The sequence below is a fragment of the Nonomuraea sp. NPDC049655 genome, from assembly GCF_044465465.1.
Taxonomy (GTDB): Bacteria; Actinomycetota; Actinomycetes; order Streptosporangiales; family Streptosporangiaceae; genus Nonomuraea.
In genome coordinates, this window is sequence record NZ_JBITLS010000002.1 from 176869 (window position 1) to 196764 (window position 19896).

15 protein-coding genes are annotated in these 19896 nt (G+C 71.9%); 6 read left to right on the forward strand and 9 right to left on the reverse strand.

The features are described from left to right. Positions 1–8: 8 nt before the first annotated feature. The 5 genes from ACIBQ6_RS06150 to ACIBQ6_RS06170 form a co-directional block, all read right to left on the reverse strand. Positions 9–818, reverse strand: a complete 810-nt coding sequence (locus tag ACIBQ6_RS06150; protein ID WP_397161872.1) for a carbohydrate ABC transporter permease — start codon at positions 816–818, stop codon at positions 9–11. After that, positions 811–1743, reverse strand: a complete 933-nt coding sequence (locus ACIBQ6_RS06155) for a carbohydrate ABC transporter permease (protein ID WP_397210474.1) — start codon at positions 1741–1743, stop codon at positions 811–813. Before ACIBQ6_RS06155 ends, ACIBQ6_RS06150 begins: the two co-directional genes overlap by 8 nt. 3 nt (positions 1744–1746) lie before the next feature. After that, on the reverse strand, positions 1747–2994 hold the full coding sequence (locus ACIBQ6_RS06160; protein ID WP_358295036.1) for a sugar ABC transporter substrate-binding protein: 1248 nt from the start codon (positions 2992–2994) through the stop codon (positions 1747–1749). Positions 2995–3064: 70 nt separating this feature from the next. Then, a complete protein-coding gene (locus tag ACIBQ6_RS06165) occupies positions 3065–5437 on the reverse strand; it encodes a phosphatidylserine/phosphatidylglycerophosphate/cardiolipin synthase family protein (RefSeq protein ID WP_397210475.1) in 2373 nt (790 codons plus the stop codon). Next, a complete protein-coding gene (locus ACIBQ6_RS06170; RefSeq protein WP_397210476.1) occupies positions 5434–7143 on the reverse strand; it encodes a beta-N-acetylhexosaminidase in 1710 nt (569 codons plus the stop codon). The genes ACIBQ6_RS06165 and ACIBQ6_RS06170 overlap by 4 nt, the downstream gene beginning before the upstream one ends. Before the next feature lie 131 nt (positions 7144–7274). Here ACIBQ6_RS06170 and ACIBQ6_RS06175 point away from each other — a divergent pair, with 131 nt between their 5' ends. The 3 genes from ACIBQ6_RS06175 to ACIBQ6_RS06185 are packed head-to-tail and all read left to right on the forward strand — an operon-like array spanning position 7275 to position 10203. Continuing rightward, positions 7275–8450 carry an ROK family protein gene (locus ACIBQ6_RS06175; protein ID WP_358295041.1) on the forward strand — a complete coding sequence of 392 codons (1176 nt, stop codon included), beginning with the start codon at positions 7275–7277 and terminating at the stop codon, positions 8448–8450. 48 nt (positions 8451–8498) lie between these two features. Then, a complete protein-coding gene (locus tag ACIBQ6_RS06180; protein WP_397210477.1) occupies positions 8499–8957 on the forward strand; it encodes a MarR family winged helix-turn-helix transcriptional regulator in 459 nt (152 codons plus the stop codon). Positions 8958–8970: 13 nt separating this feature from the next. Continuing rightward, complete coding sequence (locus ACIBQ6_RS06185; protein WP_397210478.1) at positions 8971–10203, forward strand: epoxide hydrolase family protein; 1233 nt, start codon at positions 8971–8973, stop codon at positions 10201–10203. Here the strand turns inward: ACIBQ6_RS06185 and ACIBQ6_RS06190 are convergent. From ACIBQ6_RS06190 to ACIBQ6_RS06200, 3 genes are all read right to left on the reverse strand, one after another. Beyond that, on the reverse strand, positions 10136–10777 hold the full coding sequence (locus ACIBQ6_RS06190; protein WP_397210479.1) for an RNA polymerase sigma factor: 642 nt from the start codon (positions 10775–10777) through the stop codon (positions 10136–10138). The genes ACIBQ6_RS06185 and ACIBQ6_RS06190 overlap by 68 nt on opposite strands. Positions 10778–10872: 95 nt before the next feature. Continuing rightward, a complete protein-coding gene (locus tag ACIBQ6_RS06195; protein ID WP_397210480.1) occupies positions 10873–11772 on the reverse strand; it encodes an aminoglycoside phosphotransferase family protein in 900 nt (299 codons plus the stop codon). A 275-nt stretch (positions 11773–12047) separates the two neighbouring features. Beyond that, the gene (locus ACIBQ6_RS06200; protein WP_397210481.1) at positions 12048–13271 is read right to left on the reverse strand and encodes an oxygenase MpaB family protein; all 1224 of its coding nucleotides are present in this window, start codon (positions 13269–13271) and stop codon (positions 12048–12050) included. Between the two features lie 267 nt (positions 13272–13538). Here ACIBQ6_RS06200 and ACIBQ6_RS06205 point away from each other — a divergent pair, with 267 nt between their 5' ends. Further along, positions 13539–14210 (forward strand): TetR/AcrR family transcriptional regulator, encoded by a 672-nt coding sequence (locus ACIBQ6_RS06205; protein ID WP_387678590.1) that lies wholly within the window; start codon positions 13539–13541, stop codon positions 14208–14210. Positions 14211–14227: 17 nt separating this feature from the next. On the opposite strand, the gene ACIBQ6_RS06210 is transcribed toward ACIBQ6_RS06205, so the two are convergent. Then, a complete protein-coding gene (locus ACIBQ6_RS06210; RefSeq protein ID WP_397210482.1) occupies positions 14228–14668 on the reverse strand; it encodes a hypothetical protein in 441 nt (146 codons plus the stop codon). Positions 14669–14973: 305 nt separating this feature from the next. On the opposite strand from ACIBQ6_RS06210, the gene ACIBQ6_RS06215 reads away from it, so the two are divergent. After that, on the forward strand, positions 14974–18150 hold the full coding sequence (locus ACIBQ6_RS06215; protein WP_397210483.1) for an amidohydrolase family protein: 3177 nt from the start codon (positions 14974–14976) through the stop codon (positions 18148–18150). Between the two features lie 179 nt (positions 18151–18329). Next, a complete protein-coding gene (locus ACIBQ6_RS06220; RefSeq protein ID WP_397210484.1) occupies positions 18330–19889 on the forward strand; it encodes an alpha/beta hydrolase in 1560 nt (519 codons plus the stop codon). Positions 19890–19896 lie beyond the last annotated feature (7 nt).

A 19896-nucleotide genomic window follows, 5' to 3' on the forward strand; every position in this document is an offset into this window, starting at 1 on the left:
CTTGCGGATCAGCCCTTCGAGCCGGTGAACGCGATCCCGGCGATCAGCTGCCGTTGCATGACCACGAAGAGAACGATCACCGGCAGCGAGGCCACGACGGACCCGGCGAAGAGGATGGGGTAGTTCGTCAGGTACTGGCCGCGCAGCGAGGCCAGCCCGGCGGAGAGCGTCATCATCTCCGGGTCGGTGTTGACCACCAGCGGCCACAGCAGGCTGCTCCAGGACCACATGACGGTCAGCAGCCCGAGCGCCAGCAGGCCGGGCCGGACCAGCGGCAACATGATCCACCAGTAGATCTGCAGCGGGTTGGCGCCGTCCAGCCGCGCCGCCTCGTCCAGCTCCCTGGGCAGGGTCTTGAAGAACTGCCGCAGCAGGAACGTGCCGAAGGCGCCGAAGACGCCGGGGGCGATGAGCGCCTGGAGGGTGTTGAGCCAGCCGAGGCCCTGCATGATCTCGTACCGGGGCAGCAGGAACAGCTCCCCCGGCACCATCAGCACGGCCAGGAACAACATGAAGACCGGCCCGCGCCCGGGGAAGTCCAGCCGCGCGAAGGCGAAGGCCGCCAGCGAGCACAGCAGCAGCTGCCCGGCCGTCACCGCGGCCGTCACGACCACCGTGTTGAGGAACTGCCGCCCGAGCGGCACGGTCCGGAACACGTCGGCGAAGTTGTGCCACTGCCAGGAGGGGACCGCCGTGGGCGGCACCCGCATCGACTCGGTCATGGTCTGCAGCGAGACCACGAGCTGCCAGACGAACGGCATGACCATGATCAGACCGCCGATGAGCAGGACCGCGTGCACGATCCAGCGCCTACTCATAGTGGACCCACCGCCTCTGCAGCCGGAACTGGACGGCGGTCAGCATGAGGATCAGCGCCAGCAGCACGACCGCGATCGCGGCGGCGTAGCCGCGGCTGTTCTGCACGAAGCCCTGCTCGTAGAAGAGGTAGACGATCGTGCGGCTGCCCGCCAGCGCCGGGCTCTTGGTGTCGATCATGAGGTAGACCAGGTCGAAGACCTGCAGCGTGTTGATCAGCGTGATCACCACGACGAAGAACGTGGTGGGCGTGAGCAGCGGCAGCGTGATGCGGAAGAACTGCCGCACCCGGCCCGCGCCGTCGATCGAGGCGGCCTCGTAGTAGTGCTTGGGGATGCCCTGCAACCCGGCCAGGAACAACACCGCGTTGTACCCGAGCGAGGTCCAGATCCCGACCACCGCGACCGCGTAGATCGCGAACTCGGGGTCGGACACCCAGTACGGCCCGTCGATCCCGACCAGGCCGAGCAGGTAGTTGATCGGTCCGAAGTCGCCGTTGTACAGGTAGCGCCAGGTCAGGCCGACGGCCGCGGGCATGGTGACCACCGGCAGGAAGTACAGCGTGCGGTAGAAGCCCAGCCCACGCAGCCCCGGCACGTTCAGCAGCGCCGCGATCACGATCGACAGCGGCACCCCGACCAGCACGAGCACGGAGTAGAGCAGCGTGTTGCGCAGCGCGCCGGCCATCTCCTCGTCGCCGAGGAGGGCGATGAAGTTGTCCAGGCCCACCCACGTCTGCCCGCCGAACACGCCCGACTCGGTGAAGCTGAGGTAGAGCGTCTGGACGATCGGCCACAGGTAGAACACGGCCAGCCCGAGGGTCATGGGCGCGATCAGCCCGTAACCCCACAGCCAGTCGCGTCGCGACCGCCGCCCCGGCGGGGCCGCCGCCTTGACGGCGGCGGCCCGTTCCTCGGTCAGCACCATCGGCTACTCCTTGGCCAGGATCTCGTTCATCTGCGCGGCGATCTCCTTGGCTGCCTCCGCGGTCGGCCGCTTGCCCGCCCACGCCTCGGCCAGGAGCTTGTTCTGCACGTCCTGCCACTTGGCGGTGTTGAGCGAGACGGGGTACGGCACGCCGTTCGGGATCGAGGCGTCGAAGGTCTCCTTCAGGTGGTAGTCCGGGAAGGCGGCGAACCAGCCGTCCTGGGTGCCGGCCCGGGAGGAGACCGAGGCGCCGCCGGAGTCACTGAGGATCTTCTCGGCCTCGTCGGAGGACAGGAACGTGGCGAACTGCGCGGCCTCGGCCGGGTGCTCGCTCTTGGCCGAGACGGAGTTGGCCAGGCCGAGCAGGATGACGGCCTCCTGCGCCGGCCCCTTGGGCAGGGGCGCCACGTCGACCTTGCCGCCGCGCTCGGTGTTGGTCTTGAACGTGCTGGCCAGCCACGAGCCGCCGTAGTACATGGCGTACTTGCCGGTCATGAACAGCTGCACGGGGCTGGTGTCGGTGGTCGCCTGGGCGGGCGGGGCCACCTTGTCCTTGTTGATCATGTCGGTCCAGAACTCCAGGCCCTGGATGGAGCCGGGCTCGTCGAAGCCCGACTTCTTGCCGTCGGCGGAGATGACGTGGCCGCCGGCCTGGATCATCGTGGGGTAGAAGCCGCCCTGGTCCCACAGGGGGGCCAGCAGGCCGTACTGCTTCTTGGCCGGGTCGGTCAGCTTCTTGGCGGCGGCCTTGAGGTCGTCCCAGGTCCAGTCGGCGGTCGGGTACGCGACGCCGCCCTTGTCGAACAGCTCCTTGTCGTACCAGAGCACGGGGACGCCGACGTCGCGCGGCATGCCGTACAGCTTGCCGTCGTAGCGGTAGCCGTCCACGATGGCCTGCGGGAAGGCGCTGACGTCGGCGTTCTCGAAGGGGGCGATGACGCCGCCCTTGGCGTACATGCGCACGTTGAGGCTGTTCATCCAGAAGACGTCGGGGGCCGCGCCGCCGGTGGCCGCGGTCTGGAGCTTGGTCCAGTACTGGTCCCACGGGGTGATCTCAAGCTTGACGGTGACGTCGGGGTGCTGCTTCTGGAAGGCGTCGATGATCTTCTGGGTGCTGGGCTGGTCGTTCTTCTCCCAGATCGCGTAGCTGATCGTGACTTTTCCTGGCTTGGTGGCGGCGGTGTCGGAGCCGGAGCCACAACCGGCCAGTGTCATCGCCAGGGCGGCGGCGAGTGCCATACGCAGGCGCACGGGCAGTTCCTTTTCTCTAGAAGGCGTCGGGGGATGGTGATCAGGGTCTCGATCGCGGCGGGCGGCGGGCTCAGAGTCCGGTGTTGGTGAAGCCGGTCCTGGCCACGACGTCGCCGTATCCGTTGGCGTCGAAGTCCTCGACGTAGAAGAGGTGGAACCCGCTGCCGTCGGCGGCGACGGCGGTGCCCGACTGGTCGCCGGCGGTGTTCGGGTTCATGCGCTCGCAGGGGAAGCGGCCGGTCGTCGTCCCGTCGGCGTTGAACCCGCGGGCGTACACCTCGTGGGAGCGGCCGGCGTTCCACAGGTCGGACTCGGTCCAGCCGACCACGAACCGCCCGGTGTCGTCGACGGCCACGGACGGCGACCCCTGGACGGCGCACCGGTAGGTCTGGTCCGTCTTTCCGCAGAGCGGCGGGTACTCCTTGCCGCCGTCGGAGGGCGTGTTCGGCGCGTACCTGCCGAACGCGACGGGGATCTCCGCGAACCTCTGCCCCAGGGTGGGCGTCAGGCCGCGCGTCCGCACCCGCCAGACGGTCGTCACGTCGCCGCCGGTGACCGCCACGTTGTCGCTCCAGGCCACGACGCTGTCGCCGCCGGGGGTCGTCGCCACGGCGGGGGCCAGGTGCTGGGTCGCGGCGTTGGTGTTGATCCGGGTGGCGGCGGCGACGGTCGCGCCGGTCGCCGAGATCCGCCTGCCGTACACGTCGGGCGCCTGCTGCCAGACCACGGTCGCGGTGCCCGCGCCGTCGACGGCCACATCGGGCCGGTCGCCCGTGCCCACCTGGAGCGGCGCGAAGGTACGGACGGTCAGCGAGGCGTAGCCGGCCGCGCGGACGGTCCCGGTCGGCCCGTCCTCCCAGGCCACCGTGAACCCGCCGGCGCCGCGGACCGCGATCCTCGGCCGGGTCTGGTCGCCGCTCCACTGCGGGTCGTTGGCCCAGATCGTCGCGCTCAGCGTGCCCGACGGCGACAGCCTGCGCACCGCGATGTTGTGCTCGCCCCGGCAGTCGCCGTCCTCGGCCCAGGCGACGTAGGCGTTGCCCGCGTCGTCGACGCCGGCCGACGGCTGCACGTGGTTCCAGCCGGTGGCGCAGCCGACGCCGCCCATCGAGACCTTGACGGGGCCGGTCACCGGCTGCCCGTCGCGGTAGATGCGCGCGTAGACCTCGGCGCCCTCCACCGAGGCGCGGTCGCGGTCGTCCTCCCAGGCCACGGCCGTGTAGCCGGAACGCATGGCGGCGGCCCTGGGCGCGCGCTGGTCGTCGGGGCCGTTGGCGGTCATCTGGAGTCCGGCCCCGGGGAAGGCCCTGGGGACGATCTTGACGACCTCGTCCTTCATGGCGGCGAAGTCGGCGTCGTACGCCGCGTAGACGGCCGGGTCGTCGACGCGGACGAAGGAGTCGTCCGAGGCGGTCAGGGAGCCGCCGTTGAGGTTGTGGGAGCCGGTGTAGACGTAGCTGCGCCGCGCGCCGCCCGCCGCCGCCGACGGCCCGTCCACCAGGATGATCTTGGAGTGGATGCTGTCCTGCGCGCAGGTGTCGCCGATCGGGTAGTGGCAGCCGCCGGGCCGGAAGGTGTGCACCACGATCCCGCCCTTGGCGAGCTCGGCGGCGGTCGCGGTCGTCTGGTTGCCCTCGGCCACGAGCACCTGGACGTCGCAGCCCTGCTGCTTCTTGGCCTTGAGCTCGGCGATGACCAGCGGCCGGTCCGTGGCGAACTGCGACTGCACCACGCGGATCGAGCCGGGGCAGCCCACGTCCCGGATCATGGCCGCGACCAGGTCGGCGCTGCCGTAGGCGCTCTGGTCGTAGGCGGTGTCGCGGGGCTCCATCCAGACCGTGACCTTGCCGCTGGTGGCGGTGAACGGCGCCCGCCAGGAGGTGCGCACCTGGGAGGCCAGCGTGTCGAACACCTGCCGGTAGCCGTCGGCCAGCGCGGCGTCGCCCGAGCTGATCAGCATGTTCTGGTGCAGGCCGGTGTCGGGGGCGAGGTTCTGCGAGCTCTGCACGACCACATCGGTCCTGCCGTCCGTGAGCCGGCTGAAGACGAGGAACTTGTGGTGGCTGATGTCGGTGTCCGGCCCGTTGCAGCCCCTGTCGCAGAGCGTGACGGGCACGCCGGCCGCGGCCAGCTCGTCCAGGAGCGCGTTGTGCCCCGATCCCTCGGACACCACCCGTACGTCGACCCGCCGGTCGTGCGGCGCCACCAGGGCGTCCTTGACGGCCTTGATCTCCAGCACGAAGGTCGCCACGCGCAGCGTGGAGTCCGGGGCGGCCAGCCCGATCAGCTCCAGCACCTTCGCGGGCAGGGGGCCGGCGAGCGTGCCGTCCACGCTCGGCCTGCTGAAGTACGCCGACAGCTCCGGGGCCGCCGCCTGGGCCGGGGTGACCAGGCCGAGTAAGCAGAACAGGCCGACGAGGACGACGGACAGACGCTTGATCATGCTCGCTTCCCTTCGCTGAGGTTCCGCCGCAGGCCGCGGGTCCAGGCCGCCACCTCGGCCTCGGTCTCCGCCCGCTCCTTGGGCCGGCCGCGGACGTCCGGCCGGGTCTGCCACGGCTCGGGGCCGGTCTCCTTGCGGTACTCCACGCCCAGCGCGGCGAGCCGGCGCTCGTGGTGGCGCAGCCGCGCCAGGAAGTCGTCGAAGTCGCCTCCGGCGGGGCTCCACACGACCTCGGCGAAGGCCGACAGTCGCGGGAAGGCCATGTAGTCGAGCCCGCGGGGCGAGTCGATGTGCTCGGTCCAGAGGTTGGCCTGCGCGCCGAGGACCCGGGCGGCCTCGGCCTCGGTCAGCTCCGGCGGCACCGGCTCGAAGCCGTGGACGTCGCGCAGCGAGATCACGTTGCCGATCGGGACCGGCTCGTCGGGCCGGTCGGACTGCCGGAAGTCCAGGTAGAGCTCGGTGAAGGGGCAGGTGACCACGTCGTGCCCGGCCCGCGCCGCCGCGACCGCGCCGTACGTCCCGCGCCAGGACGCCACGGTCGCCCCGGGCGGCAGGCCGCCCTCGATGATCTCGTCCCAGCCGAGCAGGCGACGGCCGCGCGCCGCCAGGTGGTCGGAGAACTGGCCGATGAACCAGCTCTGCAGCTCCTCCTCGTCGCGCAGGCCGAGCTCGGCGATGCGGCGCTGGGCCGACGGGCTCTGCCGCCACTGCTCCTTGGGGCACTCGTCGCCGCCCACGCAGACGTACTCGCCGGGGAAGATCTCCATGACCTGGTCGAGCACGTCCCGGTAGAAGGCGAGCGTGGCGTCCTCGACGTTGAGCACGTTGGGCGAGACGCCCCACCCGGTGGCGACCTCCAGCCGTTCGTCGAGGTTGCCCAGCTCCGGATAGGCCGCGATGGCCGCCTGCGAGTGGCCGGGCAGCTCGATCTCCGGCACCACGGTGACGAACCGGTCGGCCGCGTACGAGACGATCTCGCGCAGGTCGTCCTGGGTGTAGAAGCCGCCGTGCGGGCGGCCGTCGAACACGCCGTGCCGGCGGTCGCCGAGCGGGCTCTCCCTGCGCCAGGCGCCGACCTCGGTGAGCTTCGGATACCCCTTGACCTCCAGCCGCCAGCCCTGGTCGTCGGTGAGGTGCAGATGCAGCACGTTGAGCTTGTGGGCGGCCAGCAGGTCGATGTACCGCAGCAGGTCGGGCTTCGGCAGGAAGTGCCTGGCCACGTCGATCAGGCAGCCGCGCCACCGGAAGCGCGGCCGGTCGGCGACGGTGACCGGGGCGAGCAGCCAGTCCTGCTCGCCGACCGCGCCCCGGCGGAAGGCCGCGGGCGGGAGGAGCTGGCGCAGGGTCTGCGCGCCGTAGAACGCCCCGGCCGCGTCGCCCGCCTCGACGCGCACCCCGTCGGGACGTACGGTCAGGCGGTAACCCTCCGGGCCGAGCCCGGCGGCCAGGGCGAGCTCGATCGCCCCCGGACCCGGCGCTCCGGCGGGCAGCGGCAGGCCGGTCGCGGGCGACAACGCGGCCCGCAGCCAGCCCTCCACCCGCGACAGGCCGGGAGGGGCGGCGATCACTGTGGTCGCGGTGAGGGCGAAGGGTTCCCCGCCGTCTGGGGTCACATGGACGGGTCGTGGCAGCAGCAAGACAGGTCCCTGGGGGGTTCGGGGGCGGGATCGTCGGTCGGTGACAGGGCGGGCGGCGGGTCGTAGCATGGCGCTCGGCTTCCGGTCGCCGCGAGCCGCCCGCGGCCATGCCCGTGATCTGGCCTCTTTTTTCTGGGTGAGCGCCTCGATCAGGATTTATGATGGAGCTCACCATTAAGATTCGTCAAGAAGGGTCATCAGTGACGCTCTCCGTGACCGGCGGCGATCTCCAGCGGCTCCGGCGGCTCAACGCGCTCGCCGCGCTCTCGGCCCTGCGCGCCGGCGGGCCGGCGACGCTGACCCAGCTCGCCGAGCGCGCCGACCTGGCCAGGGCCACCATCAAGGTGGTGGTCAAGGACCTGATGGAGCTGGGCTGGGTGGTCCAGATGGATCCGAGCGGCGGCGAGAAGGGCAGGCCCGCGCGCCGCTACCGGTTCCACGCGGAGACGGGCCGGGTGCTCGGCCTCGACATAGGGGCGCACAAGGTGCTCGCGGTCGTGGCCGACCTCGACGGCAACGTCCTGCACACCACCCGCGAGCCGGTCACTCCCGAGCAGCCGCGCGGCGAGCGGCTGGCCGCCGTCGACCGGGCCATCGACGGCTGCCTGACCGGCTCGGGCACCGCCGCCGCCGACGTCTGGCTCGCGGTCGCGGGCAGCACGGGCTACGTCGACCTGCAGGGGCGCGTCGTGCTCTCGCGGGCCATCCAGGACTGGTCGGACGTGCCGCTGGCCGACCATCTCGGCGACCGGCTGCGCTGCCCCGTCCTGGTGGAGAACGACAGCAGGCTCGCCGCGCTGGCCGAGTGCCGCAGGGGCATCGCCCGCGACGCGCGGAACCTGATCTTCCTGCACGTCGGACGCCGGGCCGGCGCCGCCGTCGTGCTCGACGGGGTCCCCCTGCGCGGCAGCGGCGGCGCCGCCGGGGAGATCGGCGTGCATCCGCTGTTCAACCTCGGTCACGTGGGCGAGCTGCTGCAGGCCGTCCCGTCGGTCGAGCCCGGCACGCCGCCGGAGGCGGTCGCGGGGGCGGTGTTCGAGGCCGCCAGGCAGGGTGACGTGGAGGCGCGCCGGGCCGTCCTGCGCTACGTCAAGGTGCTCGCGCTGGCCACCACCGCGATGGCCCTCACCGTGGATCCCGACCTGGTGGTGCTCGGCGGGGGGTTCTCGCGCTCGGCCGACGTGCTCATGGAGCCGCTGCGGATCGAGCTGGAGACGATGTGCCTGCGCACGCCCGAGCTGCGGGCCTCCGTGCTCGGCGACGAGTGCGTGGCCATCGGGGCCGTGTGCCACGGCGTCGAGCATCTGGCCAAGGTGCTCTTCGACCCGGAGATCGACCTGTCGGTCGCGGCGCCTCCGTCGTCATTAATGGTGTAGCTCACCGAATGTAGCTCATTTGCATCGAACTTCGATATAAATGGGCGCGTGGCATCCTCTCCGGCGGACCCCGGCCCCGCCCTCGACCTCGACGCGCTCGTCGGCGCGATCGAGGACTTCAACGCGTACTTCATCCGGCTGCCCTCGGTGAGGCGGCTCAGCTTCTCGACCCTGTCCGTGCTGCACACGCTGGCGGGCAAGGGTCCGATGCGGCTCACCGACCTGACGGCGACGGAACAGCTCAAGCAGCCCGCGCTCACCAGCCTGGTCGCCAGGCTCGAACGGGACGGGCTGGTCTCGCGCCGCCCCGACCCGCGCGACGGCCGCGCCGTCCTGCTGAGCCTCACCGAGGAGGGCAGGGACATCGTCCGCTCCCGGCGCGCCGACCGGGTGGCGCGGGTCGCCCGCCTGGTGGCGCGCCTGAGCGAGGACGAGCGCGCGGAGCTGGCCCGGTACGCGGGCGTCCTCGGCCGCCTGACCGAGATCGCCGCGCGTGTCGAAGACTAGGAGGACGGTTCCCTTGACTCGCTCGACTCCCTTCCCGTTGCGCCCCGAGCCGCTGCACGTACCGGACGAGGTGCTCGACGACCTGCGCCGCAGGCTCACCATGACCCGATGGGCGCCGTCCGCCGGGAACGACGACGGCTTCTACGGCGTGCGCGGCGCGTACCTGCGCGAGCTGGTCGCCTACTGGGCCGACGGCTTCGACTGGCGGGCGGCGGAACGGGCGATCAACGCCTACGAGCACTACCGGGTGGACGTCGGCGGCGTGCCGGTGCACTTCATGCGTAAGCCCGGCGTCGGCCCCGCCCCCGTGCCGCTGATCCTCAGCCACGGCTGGCCCTGGACGTTCTGGCACTGGTCGAAGGTCATCGACCCGCTCGCCGACCCCGGCGCCCATGGCGGGGATCCGGCGGAGGCGTTCGACGTGATCGTGCCCTCACTGCCGGGTTTCGGGTTCTCGGCCCCGCTGGACGGCCGGCCGGACATGAACTTCTGGAAGATCGCCGACGTGTGGCACGAGCTGATGACCGGCGTCCTCGGCCATGACCGGTACGCCGCCGCCGGATGCGACGTCGGGGCGCTGGTCACCGGGCAGCTCGGCCACAAGTACGCCGACGAGCTGTACGCCATCCACATCGGCTCGGGGCAGAAGCTCACCTTCTTCAACGGCGACCGCGCCTGGGACCTGAGCGGCGGCATGCCCATCCCGGACGGCCTGCCCGCCGACGTGCACGCCCGGTTCGTCGAGCTGGACCGGCGGTTCGCGGTGCATCTGGCGGCGCACATGCTCGCGCCGTCCACGCTCGGCCACGGCCTGGCCGACTCCCCCGCCGGCATGCTGGCCTGGATCCTGGAACGCTGGACGAAGTGGTCCGACAACCATGGCGACGTCGAGAACGTCTTCACCAAGGACGACCTGCTCACCCACGCGACGATCTTCTGGGCGGGCAACACGATCGACAGCTCGATCCGCACCTACGCCAACAACAACCGCTACCCCTGGACGCCGTCGCACGACCGGTGGCCGGTCGTCGAGGCGCCCACGGGCATCACGTTCGTCGACTTCGAGAACCCGCCCGGCGTCACGACCGGCGACCAGCGGATCCGCGGCTTCCTCGACGGCGACCGGGCCGCCTGGTACAACCACGCCGGCATCACCTGCCACGATCGCGGCGGGCACTTCATCCCGTGGGAGATCCCCGACGAGTGGGTCGCAGACCTCCGCCGCACCTTCCGCCCCCACCGCTGACGCCCCCTTCCCGCTGATCCCGCCGAATCCGACGACCGGCCCGGCCCAGACCTGGAACGGTGACGGGCTGCGGGAACGTGGCGGAGCCGCCCGCCTCCATCGCCGACCGCAGCCGGCGACGCGCCCGGTGCAGCCGGACGAAGAAGACGGCCTTGGTGCAGCCGAGCACCTCGGCCGCCTCCGCGGTGGACAGGCCGTGCCAGGTGGTCAGGGTCAGCAGTTCCTTGTCGGCCTCGGACAAGGAGGCCGGCGCCCGCAGGACGGCGACCCGCTCGGTGGCCTGTTCGCCCGCGTCGAGGGCGGCCTCCTCGCCCCAGGTCCGCAGTTCGGCCTCCAGGGCCTGACGCCGTACGGTCTGCCGGAAGTCGTCGCGCAGGACGTTGCGGGCGACGCGGAAGAGCCACGGCAGCTCGGCGTGGGCCGGAATGTCGTCCAGCCGCCGCCGGACCACCAGGGAGGTCTCGCTGACCACTTCCTCCGCGAGCTGATGCCCGGCGCGGCCGGCCGCGTAGGCGTACACCCGCGGCCGGTAGGTGTCGTAGAGCACCGTGAAGCGCTCGGGTGGGTCGGGCAAAACCGTGTCCTTCGGTCGCGGATGAGTCGTTCGTAGAACATGTGGTCCGAAGGACGGTTTTCTTACATCCCGGTTCGTATTTCCGGCGAACCGGGCTAGCCGGCGAGGGCTTGGGTGATCTGCCGGGTGGTCTGCGCGGCGACCCTCGGGCTGACGGCGGCGTAGGCGGCGTACGCGTTCAGGCCGGTGGCCAGGGCCCAGCCGCGGCCCCGGGTCCAGGTGGCCTCGTCCACGCCGAGCGCGGCGCGGAAGGCGGCCCGGCTGCCGGCCGACATCAGGGTGAAGGCGATCATCAGGTCGGCGGCCGGATCGCCGATGCCGAGCCCGCCGAAGTCGATGACCGCGCTGACGCGGCCGCCGACGGTCAGCACGTTGCCGGTGTGGAAGTCGCCGTGGAACCAGACCGGCGCGCGGTCCCAGCCGGGGGCGCTCATGGCCGCGTCCCACAGCCCGGTCATGGCGGCGCGGTCGAACACGCCGCCGAGCGCCGCGATGGCGGCCCGCGTCGCGCGATCCCGGCCCGCCAGCGGCTGCTGCGCGAGGTCGGGACGGGTCTTCAGGGACGGGACGGACTCGGGCGCGAACCGCTGCAGCGCGACCAGGAACTCCGCCAGCCCCTCGGCGGCCACGGACGAGCCGGCCAGCGCCTCGACGGTGGCCGGCTCGCCCGCCAGCCAGCGGGACACCGCCCACCGCCACGGGTAGCCGAAGCCGGGCTCCCCCACTTCCACCGGCACCGGTACGGCCAGCGGCAGCCATGGCGCGAGCCTGGGCAGCCACTCGTGTTCCTTGTCGGCCTGCCCGACGGCGTCGGCGTGGCGGGGCAGCCGGACGGACAATTCGTCGCCCAGCCGGTAGATCACGTGGTCGGAGCCCGCCGGGTCGACCAGCCGCAGCGGCAACGTGGCCCACTGCGGGAACTGCGTGTCGACCAGCCTCCTGACCAGGGCGGCGTCGATCGTGGGGCGGGCGGGCGCGGTTCCCGGGACGGCCAAGGACGACTCCAGCGACGGGCCCGCTGCCTGCGGCGGGCGGCCGGACCATCACAGTGCACCGCGAGCCCGCGTGTCGACCCGATTATCGAAGGCCCGCCGCCCGGCGCGAGGCCGCGACCCCGTTCAGCACCCGAAGCCCGATCGAACCCGGCACGCCCGTGGGAGGTGCAGCCGCCCGAAGCCTGCTCGAACCCAGTGGGCCCGTGGGGCAGGTCGCGCCTGCCCCACGGGTGTCGCCCGCGTCCGGTACGCGTTCCCGGGGCGGAGCCGCCGGGTCAGCCGGGGCGGTTGCCGGTCGGGATCACGATCTTGGTCTGCGCGCCCTTGGTCAGGTAGAACGTGGTCCACTTCTTGATCATCTCGTCGAGCAGCCAGGCCGCGGCCGGCACCAGCGGCAGCCCGATCACCCCTTCCCTGAACGCCACCAGCAGCGGCCAGGCGGTCTTGACGACCGGGTCCCACAGCGGCTCGCGCGGGATGCCGTTCCAGTCGGCCGCCTGGTTGCCGGTGAGGTACCTGGAGAACGCGTTGACCAGCGGCTTGTCGATGCTCCCCGGGCTGGTCAGCTCCGCGAGCATGTCACGCAGGATGTCGTTCAGCTCCACACCCTCCGGCGTCGGCCCCATGTTCCTGGGCAGGACGATGTCCGACTGGGCGTAGGAGGTGTCCCAGGTGGCGGGGATGAACTCGTCCCTGATGCCGAGCATGTGCGCCAGCAGCTGCAACGAGTGCAGGTACGCCGCGGACTCGGCGGCGGAGATGCGCACCTTCCACTCGCGCATCCCGCGCATGGAGTAGGTCGCCAGGGTGTGCCACGTGACCAGCATGTCCTCCTGGCTGATCGGGATGGGCCCCGGCCAGTGGGGGGACGACTTGAGCAGGTGCCGCACGGCCGCGTGCACCAGCCGGGTCTTGACGGCCTCGACCACGGCCGTCCCGCCGGGCCCCCAGGCGTTCTGGGGCCTGACCGCGTACGCCAGGACGTTCGTCTTGGCGACCCGGTCCTTCAGGTCGGCGCCGCCCGCGGAGTAGTAGACCGCGCGGGCCTCCTTGGGGATGGCGGTGGCCAGCATGCCGGCCCCGACGATGGTGAGCACGACGATGTAGTTGCCCTTGAGCGCGTGGAACCGCGACGCGGCCTCCAGCTTGCCCTGGTCGGCCCAGGGCGGGAGCTGACGCGCCTGCTCGATGAAGGCCCGCAGGTCGGCCGGCAGCCCGGCGGGCAGCGGCTGGTCGTTGCGGTTCCAGTCGTGGAGCAGCCGGTTGACCTCGGGGATGACCCCGCGGTCGAACAGCGAGGCGAGGAGCGGGTCGGCGACGTCGTCCCACACCCAGCGAGGGTCGGCGCCGGTGCCGGAGCCCGCGACCGAGCCGGCGGCCGGCCACTCCCAGCCGTCGGCGAGGGCCTTGGCCTGGGCCGGGGAGGTGATCCCCAGCGCGCCGAGGGCTCCCAGGGCGGTGCCCGAGATCAGTATCTCGCGCCTGCTCAGCTCTGCCATGCTCTGCACTCCTTCGAGATGGGGGGGTCCCGCTCAGGGCAGTCTCGATCGGTTCGCCGGAGATCCACCGAACAGGGAGCGCGTGTCGGCGCCGTCGCCGGAATCACGCCTGCTGAGTTCTCCCACGCCGCTTCCTCCTTCTCGCCCGGGGCCGAGAAGTGGGTGATACTGAGAAACAAACCATGAGTCTGTGTATCATCATGAGAGCACGTTGTGATGGACATCACAAGACCCGCCCCTGAGGCAGAATCGATCCAGGAGGTGATCGTGGAATCCGTGCTGTCCGGCTTCATGGCGCCGTCAGGCTCGGAGTCGTTGCTGGAGCGCGCCTTCGTCGACGCCGTCGAACGCGTCGGCGACCCCGACGAGCTGCGGACGCGCATCCTCGACGCGGCCTACGAGCAGTTCTGCCGGATGGGCATCAGGCGCTCCACCATGGAGGACGTCGCACGCCTGGCCAAGGTGTCACGCATCACCGTCTACCGGCGCTTCGACACCAAGGACACGCTGGTCGAGCACGTGGTGCGCCGGGAGTTCCGCCGCTACTTCGACCGGTTCCTCATCGACATCGAGCAGGCGCACACCCCGGCCGACCGGGTGGTCCTCGGCTTCGTCAGCTCGTTGCGGGCCATCCGCGGCAACCCGCTGATCGGCGGCCTCATCGCCACCGAGCCCGATCTGCTCGTGCCGTCCCTGATGACCGACGGCGGCCAGACCCTCGCCACGGTGCGGCAGTTCGTCGCCGGCCAGCTCCGCCGGGAGCAACGCGCGGGCAACGTGTCCGACGGCCTCGACGCCGATCTCGTGGCGGAGATGATGGTGCGCATCTCCACCTCCTTCCTGGCGATCCCCAGCGCCGTCATCGACCTCGACGACGACGGGCAACTCGCCGAGGTGGCCAGGCGTTTCCTGGTGCCCATGCTCCAGCCGCCCGCCTGACCCGCGGGGCCCGCACCTCACTTCCGGCCGGGGAAGGCGGCGCGCAGCGCGGCGCCGCGGGTGATGACGGCGACGCCGGCCAGGGCGAGCGCCGACAGGCCCTGGAGCACGGCGTACCAGGCCGGGCAGAGGCCGGGGATCAGGTCCACGCCGATGATCGCGATCGGCATGACGGTGGACAGGGTGCGCACCCGGTCGAACGCCTTGTACGACCCCTCCGCGGCGCGGACGGTCATCCGGTGGATCAGCGCGGCCATCGCGACCAGCACGATCCCCCGGACCCACATGAAACCGGACGCCTCGCCGCCGGTGAACGCCATCACCGCGACCACGCCGAGGACGATGACACCGACGGCTCCGAAGAGCGTGACGCACTTCTTCACCATGGCGAGGGCCTCCTGGGCACGGGCGTCGCCGAGGGCCGTCGTCGCGGTCGGGATGTCGCCGGTGTTCGTCATGATCTGTCTCCTCCGTGTCGTTGTGGCAGCGAGCTTAGGAAGCACCCGCCGGGCCGGAACATGGGGTTGGCCGTACGGGTGGGTGGGGCTGGCCCCACTTCTGCCGGCGATCCCGTCCCGCCCGCCCCTCTTGACTTATTCTTTTGACCGACATATCTACTTTCCTGAAGGCATTTTCCAGCCACGCAACATTGGCCGATCAGATGAACTCCGAGGCGATTAGGCAATTCGTCTGGGACCATGAATCGCGCGTCGTCGTGTTCAGCCTTTCGCCGACCATCTGAACAGTGGAATGGAAATTCGCGATGTCTCACGCACCGGTTCCCTCCGACGTCTCCGCCGCCCCGTCCGGATCGATGTCAGGGCCGTCCCGGCGGGCCGTCCTGGCCGGTGGCGGCGCCGCGCTCGCCGCCGCGCTGGCCCCGGCCGCACCGGCGCGGGCCCGTGTGGCGCGGGACGCCGGCCGGACGGCCGTCACCTCCGGCACCGACTTCGCCGTCGCGCCCTCGCCCGACGGCCGCCTGCTCGCCCTCGACCTGCTCGGCGTCCTGTGGGTCTGCTCGGCCTCCGGCGGCGCCGCCCGCAGGCTCACCAGCGACCTGTACGACATCGCCCAGCCCGACTGGTCCCCCGACGGCAGGACGATCGTGTTCCAGTCGTACCGCGACGGCGTCTTCGACCTGTGGACGATCCGGCCCGACGGATCCGCGATCAGGAAGCTGACCACCGGCCCGTACGACCACCGCGAGCCCCGCTACAGCCCCGACGGCCGCACCATCGCCTACTCCTCCGACGCGGGCGGCAGCTACGGCATCCACCTGCTCGACGTCGCCACCGGAGCGAGCCGCGTCCTGACCGACGGCTCCGCCGAGGAGTACGAGCCGGCCTGGTCGCCCGACGGAAGCAAGATCGCCTTCGTCGTCGCCGACACCAGGATCGACGTCGTCGAGGTCGCCACCGGCACGCGCGCCACCGCGGTCACGGTGCCCGCCGGGCAGGTCGTCCACCAGCCGTCCTGGCTGCCGAACGGCGCCGACCTCGCCTACCACCACTTCCACTCGGGCGCCAACGACCTGGCCGGCACCGCGGGCGCGCTCGTCACCGGCGAGGAGGTGTTCCCGTTCCGCGCCCGGTTCGCCCCGGACGGACGCTATTACTACACCTCCGCCGGCACCATCAAGGTCCGCCGCCTCGGCTCTCCCACCGCCGGCACGGTCGGCTTCACCGCCGCGCTGACGACGACCACTCCGAAGTACCGGAAAAAGGTCCGGGTATTCGACCAGCCGGGCTCATTCCCGGTCGTCGGAATCGGCAGCCCGGCCGTTTCGCCGGACGGCTCCCTCATCGCCTTCCGCGCGCTCAACGACATCTATCTCATGCGCGCCGGCGGCACCCCGGAACCGCTTTTCCGGGACCGCTGGTGGAAAGCCGACCCGGATTTCTCCCCCGACGGGCGGCGGCTGGCATTCGTCACCGACCGCACCGGCACGCTCAACGTCTGGGTCCGCGAGCTGGACACCGGCGCCGACCGGCAGGTGACCCGGCTGACCGACTCCGCCGCCCTGTCGGTCCGCTGGTCGCCGGACGGCAGCGAGATCGCCTACCTGGACCAGGACGGCGCCCTGTGGGTCGTGGAGGTCTCCACCGGCGACCGCCAGAAGATCTACGACGCGACCTTCGAGCCGGGCCGCCCGACCTGGTCCCCCGACGGCAGGACGCTGGCGCTGGCCGCGGTGGTGCCGTACTCGCGGCGCTACCGGGAGGGGCTGTCCAAGATCCTGCTCGTGGACCGGGCCACCGGCGCCGGCACGTACGTCGACCCCGCGCCCCACCGGTCCCTGCAGACCCGCGGCGACGACGGCCCCGTCTGGTCGCCCGACGGCACGATGCTCGCCTTCGCCATGGAGTCGCTCCTGTGGGTGCTGCCCGTCGACCGGAGCGGCCGGCCCACCGGCGCGGCCCGTCAGGTCACCCGCGAGGTCTCCGACGCCCCCGTCTGGGCCGGCGACTCGGCCACCCTCCTCTACCTCAACGAGGGACGTCTCAAGCGGGCGAGCCTCGACGGGAGGCCCGCCCGGCCGGTGCCGGTGCGGCTGACCTGGCGCAACGACCCCGGCCCCGACCAGGTCGTCATTCACGCTGGCCGCATGTGGGACGGCGTCTCCGGCCGCGTCGTCCGTGACGTCGACATCGTCGTACGGGGCCAGCGCATCGCCGCGATCGAGCCGCACCGGGACGGACGGCCCGGCGACCTGATCGACGCCCGCGACAGGTTCGTCATGCCCGGCCTGATCGACATCCACCACCACCGCGAGATGCAGGGCTACGCCTACGGCTCGCGGCAGGGTCCGCTGTGGCTGGCGCTGGGCGTCACCACCACCCGCTCGCCGGGCTCGCCCGCGTACCACATGGTCGAGGAACGGGAGTCGGTGCAGTCCGGCGCCCGGCTCGCGCCGCGCTACCTGGGCACCGGCGAGGCCATCGACGGGGCGCGCGTCTACTACAACTTCATGCGCCCGACGTACTCGCACGAGCAACTGCGGCTCGAACTGCGACGGGCCGCCGCCCTCGACTACGACCTGCTGAAGTGCTACGTGCGGCTGCCGGTCGTCTGGCACCGGGAGGTCATCGACTGGGCCCACCGCCAGGGCAAGCCGGTCAGCTCGCACTACCACTACCCGGCGATCGCCATGGGCGGCGACCAGACCGAGCACGTCGGCGCCACCAACCGGTTCGGCTACTCGCGCACCGTCACGAACGTCGGCTCGGCCTACTCCGACGTCATCTCCATGTTCAACGCCTCGAAGATGGCCAGGACCCCCACCCTGTTCACCTCCTCGACCCTGTACCGGGAGGACACCTCGCTGGTCACCGACGAACGGGTGCGCCGGCTCTACCCGAACTGGCGGACGGCCGCGCTCCGGGCGACGGTCACCGCGGCGCAGACGGCCGACCCGGCGGCGGTCCAGGTGGTCCGGACGAACCTCGCCAACCAGGTCGCGCAGCTCACGGCGATGATCCGCGGCGGCGGGGTGGTCACCGCCGGCACCGACGCGCCGATCGACCACCTCGGGCTCAGCCTGCACATGAACCTGCGGGCCATGGTCCGGTACGGCCTGACCCCGCGCGAGACGCTCACCGCCGCGACCAGCACGTCCGGGGCCTACCTGGGCCTCCCGCTGGGCCGGATCGCCCCGGGCATGTACGCCGACCTGGCCATCGTCGACGGCGACCCGCTGTCCCGCATCGAGGACGCGGCCAACGTCACCGCCGTCGTCGTCGGCGGCAGGCACCACACCGTCGAGCAGCTTCTCGCTCCTTACCCGTCCGCCACCACCACCGCCGCCACCGACCAGGGGGCGGCCGCGCCCGCCGGGCGGGTCAAGGCCCGCGTCCCCGTCCATCCGAGCACGGCGGGCCACTGGTGGAACGACCCCGCCCATCTCGCCGAAGCCCGCACCGCCTGCTGCGACGGCCACTGAACAGGCCCCGGCCGCTCATGTCCGCGTAGGTCGGGGGCGTACCTGCTGCGGGTCAGGCCGTCCGGATCAGGACGTCTGAATGGCCGTACGGCCGATCAAGGTCGGCCGTTCGGCCGATCAAGGTCAATCGCACGGCCCCCTAGCGTCGGTGCCGACATCATCAGAAATGGGGGCTTTCTGTGCGTGCACGAAAGATCGTCACAGCCGTCGCCGCGAGCGCGACCCTGATGGCGGGGATGGCGGGGATGGCGGTCACCGGCCAGGCGTCGGCGGACGTCAGGCGGGACAGCGGGACCGACGCCCTGGCGAGGTTCCACCGCCAGGCGCTCGCCTGGCACCGCTGCTCGACCGGTCCGGCCGACGACGCCGGCGCGGCTCTGGACGCGGCGGGCGCCCAATGCGCCGAGGTGACCGTTCCGCTGGACTACCGCAGGCCCCGGGGGCGGACCGTGTCGGTGGCGATCTCACGGATCAAGGCGGCCGATCCCGGCGCGCGCCGAGGCGTCCTGCTGATCAATCCCGGCGGTCCGGGCGGGAGCGGGCTGCGACAGCCGCTGCTCGGCAGGCTCATGCCCGCCGTCGCGGCCCGTTACGACCTGATCGGGATGGATCCGCGCTTCGTCGGCCGCAGCACGCCGATCCGCTGCCGGTGGACGACCGACACCCCCACCCGATCGGCCGGCCCGACCCGCCGCACGTTCGCCGAGAGCGCCACCCTCATGAAGGAGCTGGCCGCCGGATGCGTCCAGGGCAACCGTGACCTGCTGCCGCACGCCTCCACCCGCAACACCGCCCGCGACATGGACGTCATCCGCGCCGCGCTCGGCGAGCCCAGATTGTCCTACCTCGGCTACTCCTACGGCACCTACCTGGGCGCCGTCTACGCGCAGCTGTTCGGCGGCCGCGCCGACCGGTTCGTGCTGGACAGCGCGGTGGACCCGGACGTCTACGGCCCCGACCTGCTCTCCGCGACCGGCCCGGCGATCGACGCCGCGCTGAGGCACTGGGCCTCCTGGGCCGCCGCCCGCGACTCCGAGTACGGCCTGGGCGCCACCGAGGCCGACGTCCTGGCCACCGTGGAGCGGGTGAACCGGGCCGCGGCCCGTCGTCCGCTGCGCGTCGGCGGGTACCGGATCGATGCCCACCACGTCCCCTACCTGCTGTTCATCCGCCTCTACGACGACAGCGCCGAGGCGTACGCGAGCTTCGCCGCGGAGGTGCGGACGCTGGCCCGCGCCGCCCGCGGCGACGCGGTCACCGTCCCGGCGTCGTTGAAGGAGACGCTCGACGGCCTGTTCACCGGGTCGGGGTCGGCCGAGGACCGGGCGGGCACCCCGATCCTCTGCGCGGACCGGGCCGCCTCCCGCGACCTGGAGTCCTACTACCGCGACATCCAGGCCCACCGCGCGGACGAGCCGCTGTTCGGGCCGATGACCCGCAACCTCGGCCCCTGCTCCTTCTGGCCGGCCGCGCCGGTGGAGGCGCCCACCGCGCTCGGCAACGACGTCCCGCTGCTGGTCGTCGGGGCCGAGGGCGACCCCGTCACCCCCTTCCCCGGCCAGCGGTCCATGCACCGGGCGCTGACCGGCTCGCGCATGATCACCCTGCGCGGCGCCTACCGCCACGGCGCCTACCTCGCCGCGGGCGACGCCTGCGTGAACGCCACCGTCAACCGGTACCTGGTGGACGGCGTCCTGCCCGCCGAGGACACCACCTGCGACGGGACCGGCCGGGGATGAACCCGGC

Bases quoted from the DNA above. Each gene is read 5' to 3' on its own strand.
- ACIBQ6_RS06150 (WP_397161872.1), bottom strand. From the start codon at position 818: ATGAGTAGGCGCTGGATCGTGCACGCGGTCCTGCTCATCGGCGGTCTG.
- ACIBQ6_RS06210 (WP_397210482.1), bottom strand. From the start codon at position 14,668: ATGACGAACACCGGCGACATCCCGACCGCGACGACGGCCCTCGGCGAC.
- ACIBQ6_RS06215 (WP_397210483.1), top strand. From the start codon at position 14,974: ATGTCTCACGCACCGGTTCCCTCCGACGTCTCCGCCGCCCCGTCCGGA.
- ACIBQ6_RS06165 (WP_397210475.1), bottom strand. From the start codon at position 5,437: ATGATCAAGCGTCTGTCCGTCGTCCTCGTCGGCCTGTTCTGCTTACTC.
- ACIBQ6_RS06200 (WP_397210481.1), bottom strand. From the start codon at position 13,271: ATGGCAGAGCTGAGCAGGCGCGAGATACTGATCTCGGGCACCGCCCTG.
- ACIBQ6_RS06155 (WP_397210474.1), bottom strand. From the start codon at position 1,743: ATGGTGCTGACCGAGGAACGGGCCGCCGCCGTCAAGGCGGCGGCCCCG.
- ACIBQ6_RS06170 (WP_397210476.1), bottom strand. From the start codon at position 7,143: ATGCTACGACCCGCCGCCCGCCCTGTCACCGACCGACGATCCCGCCCC.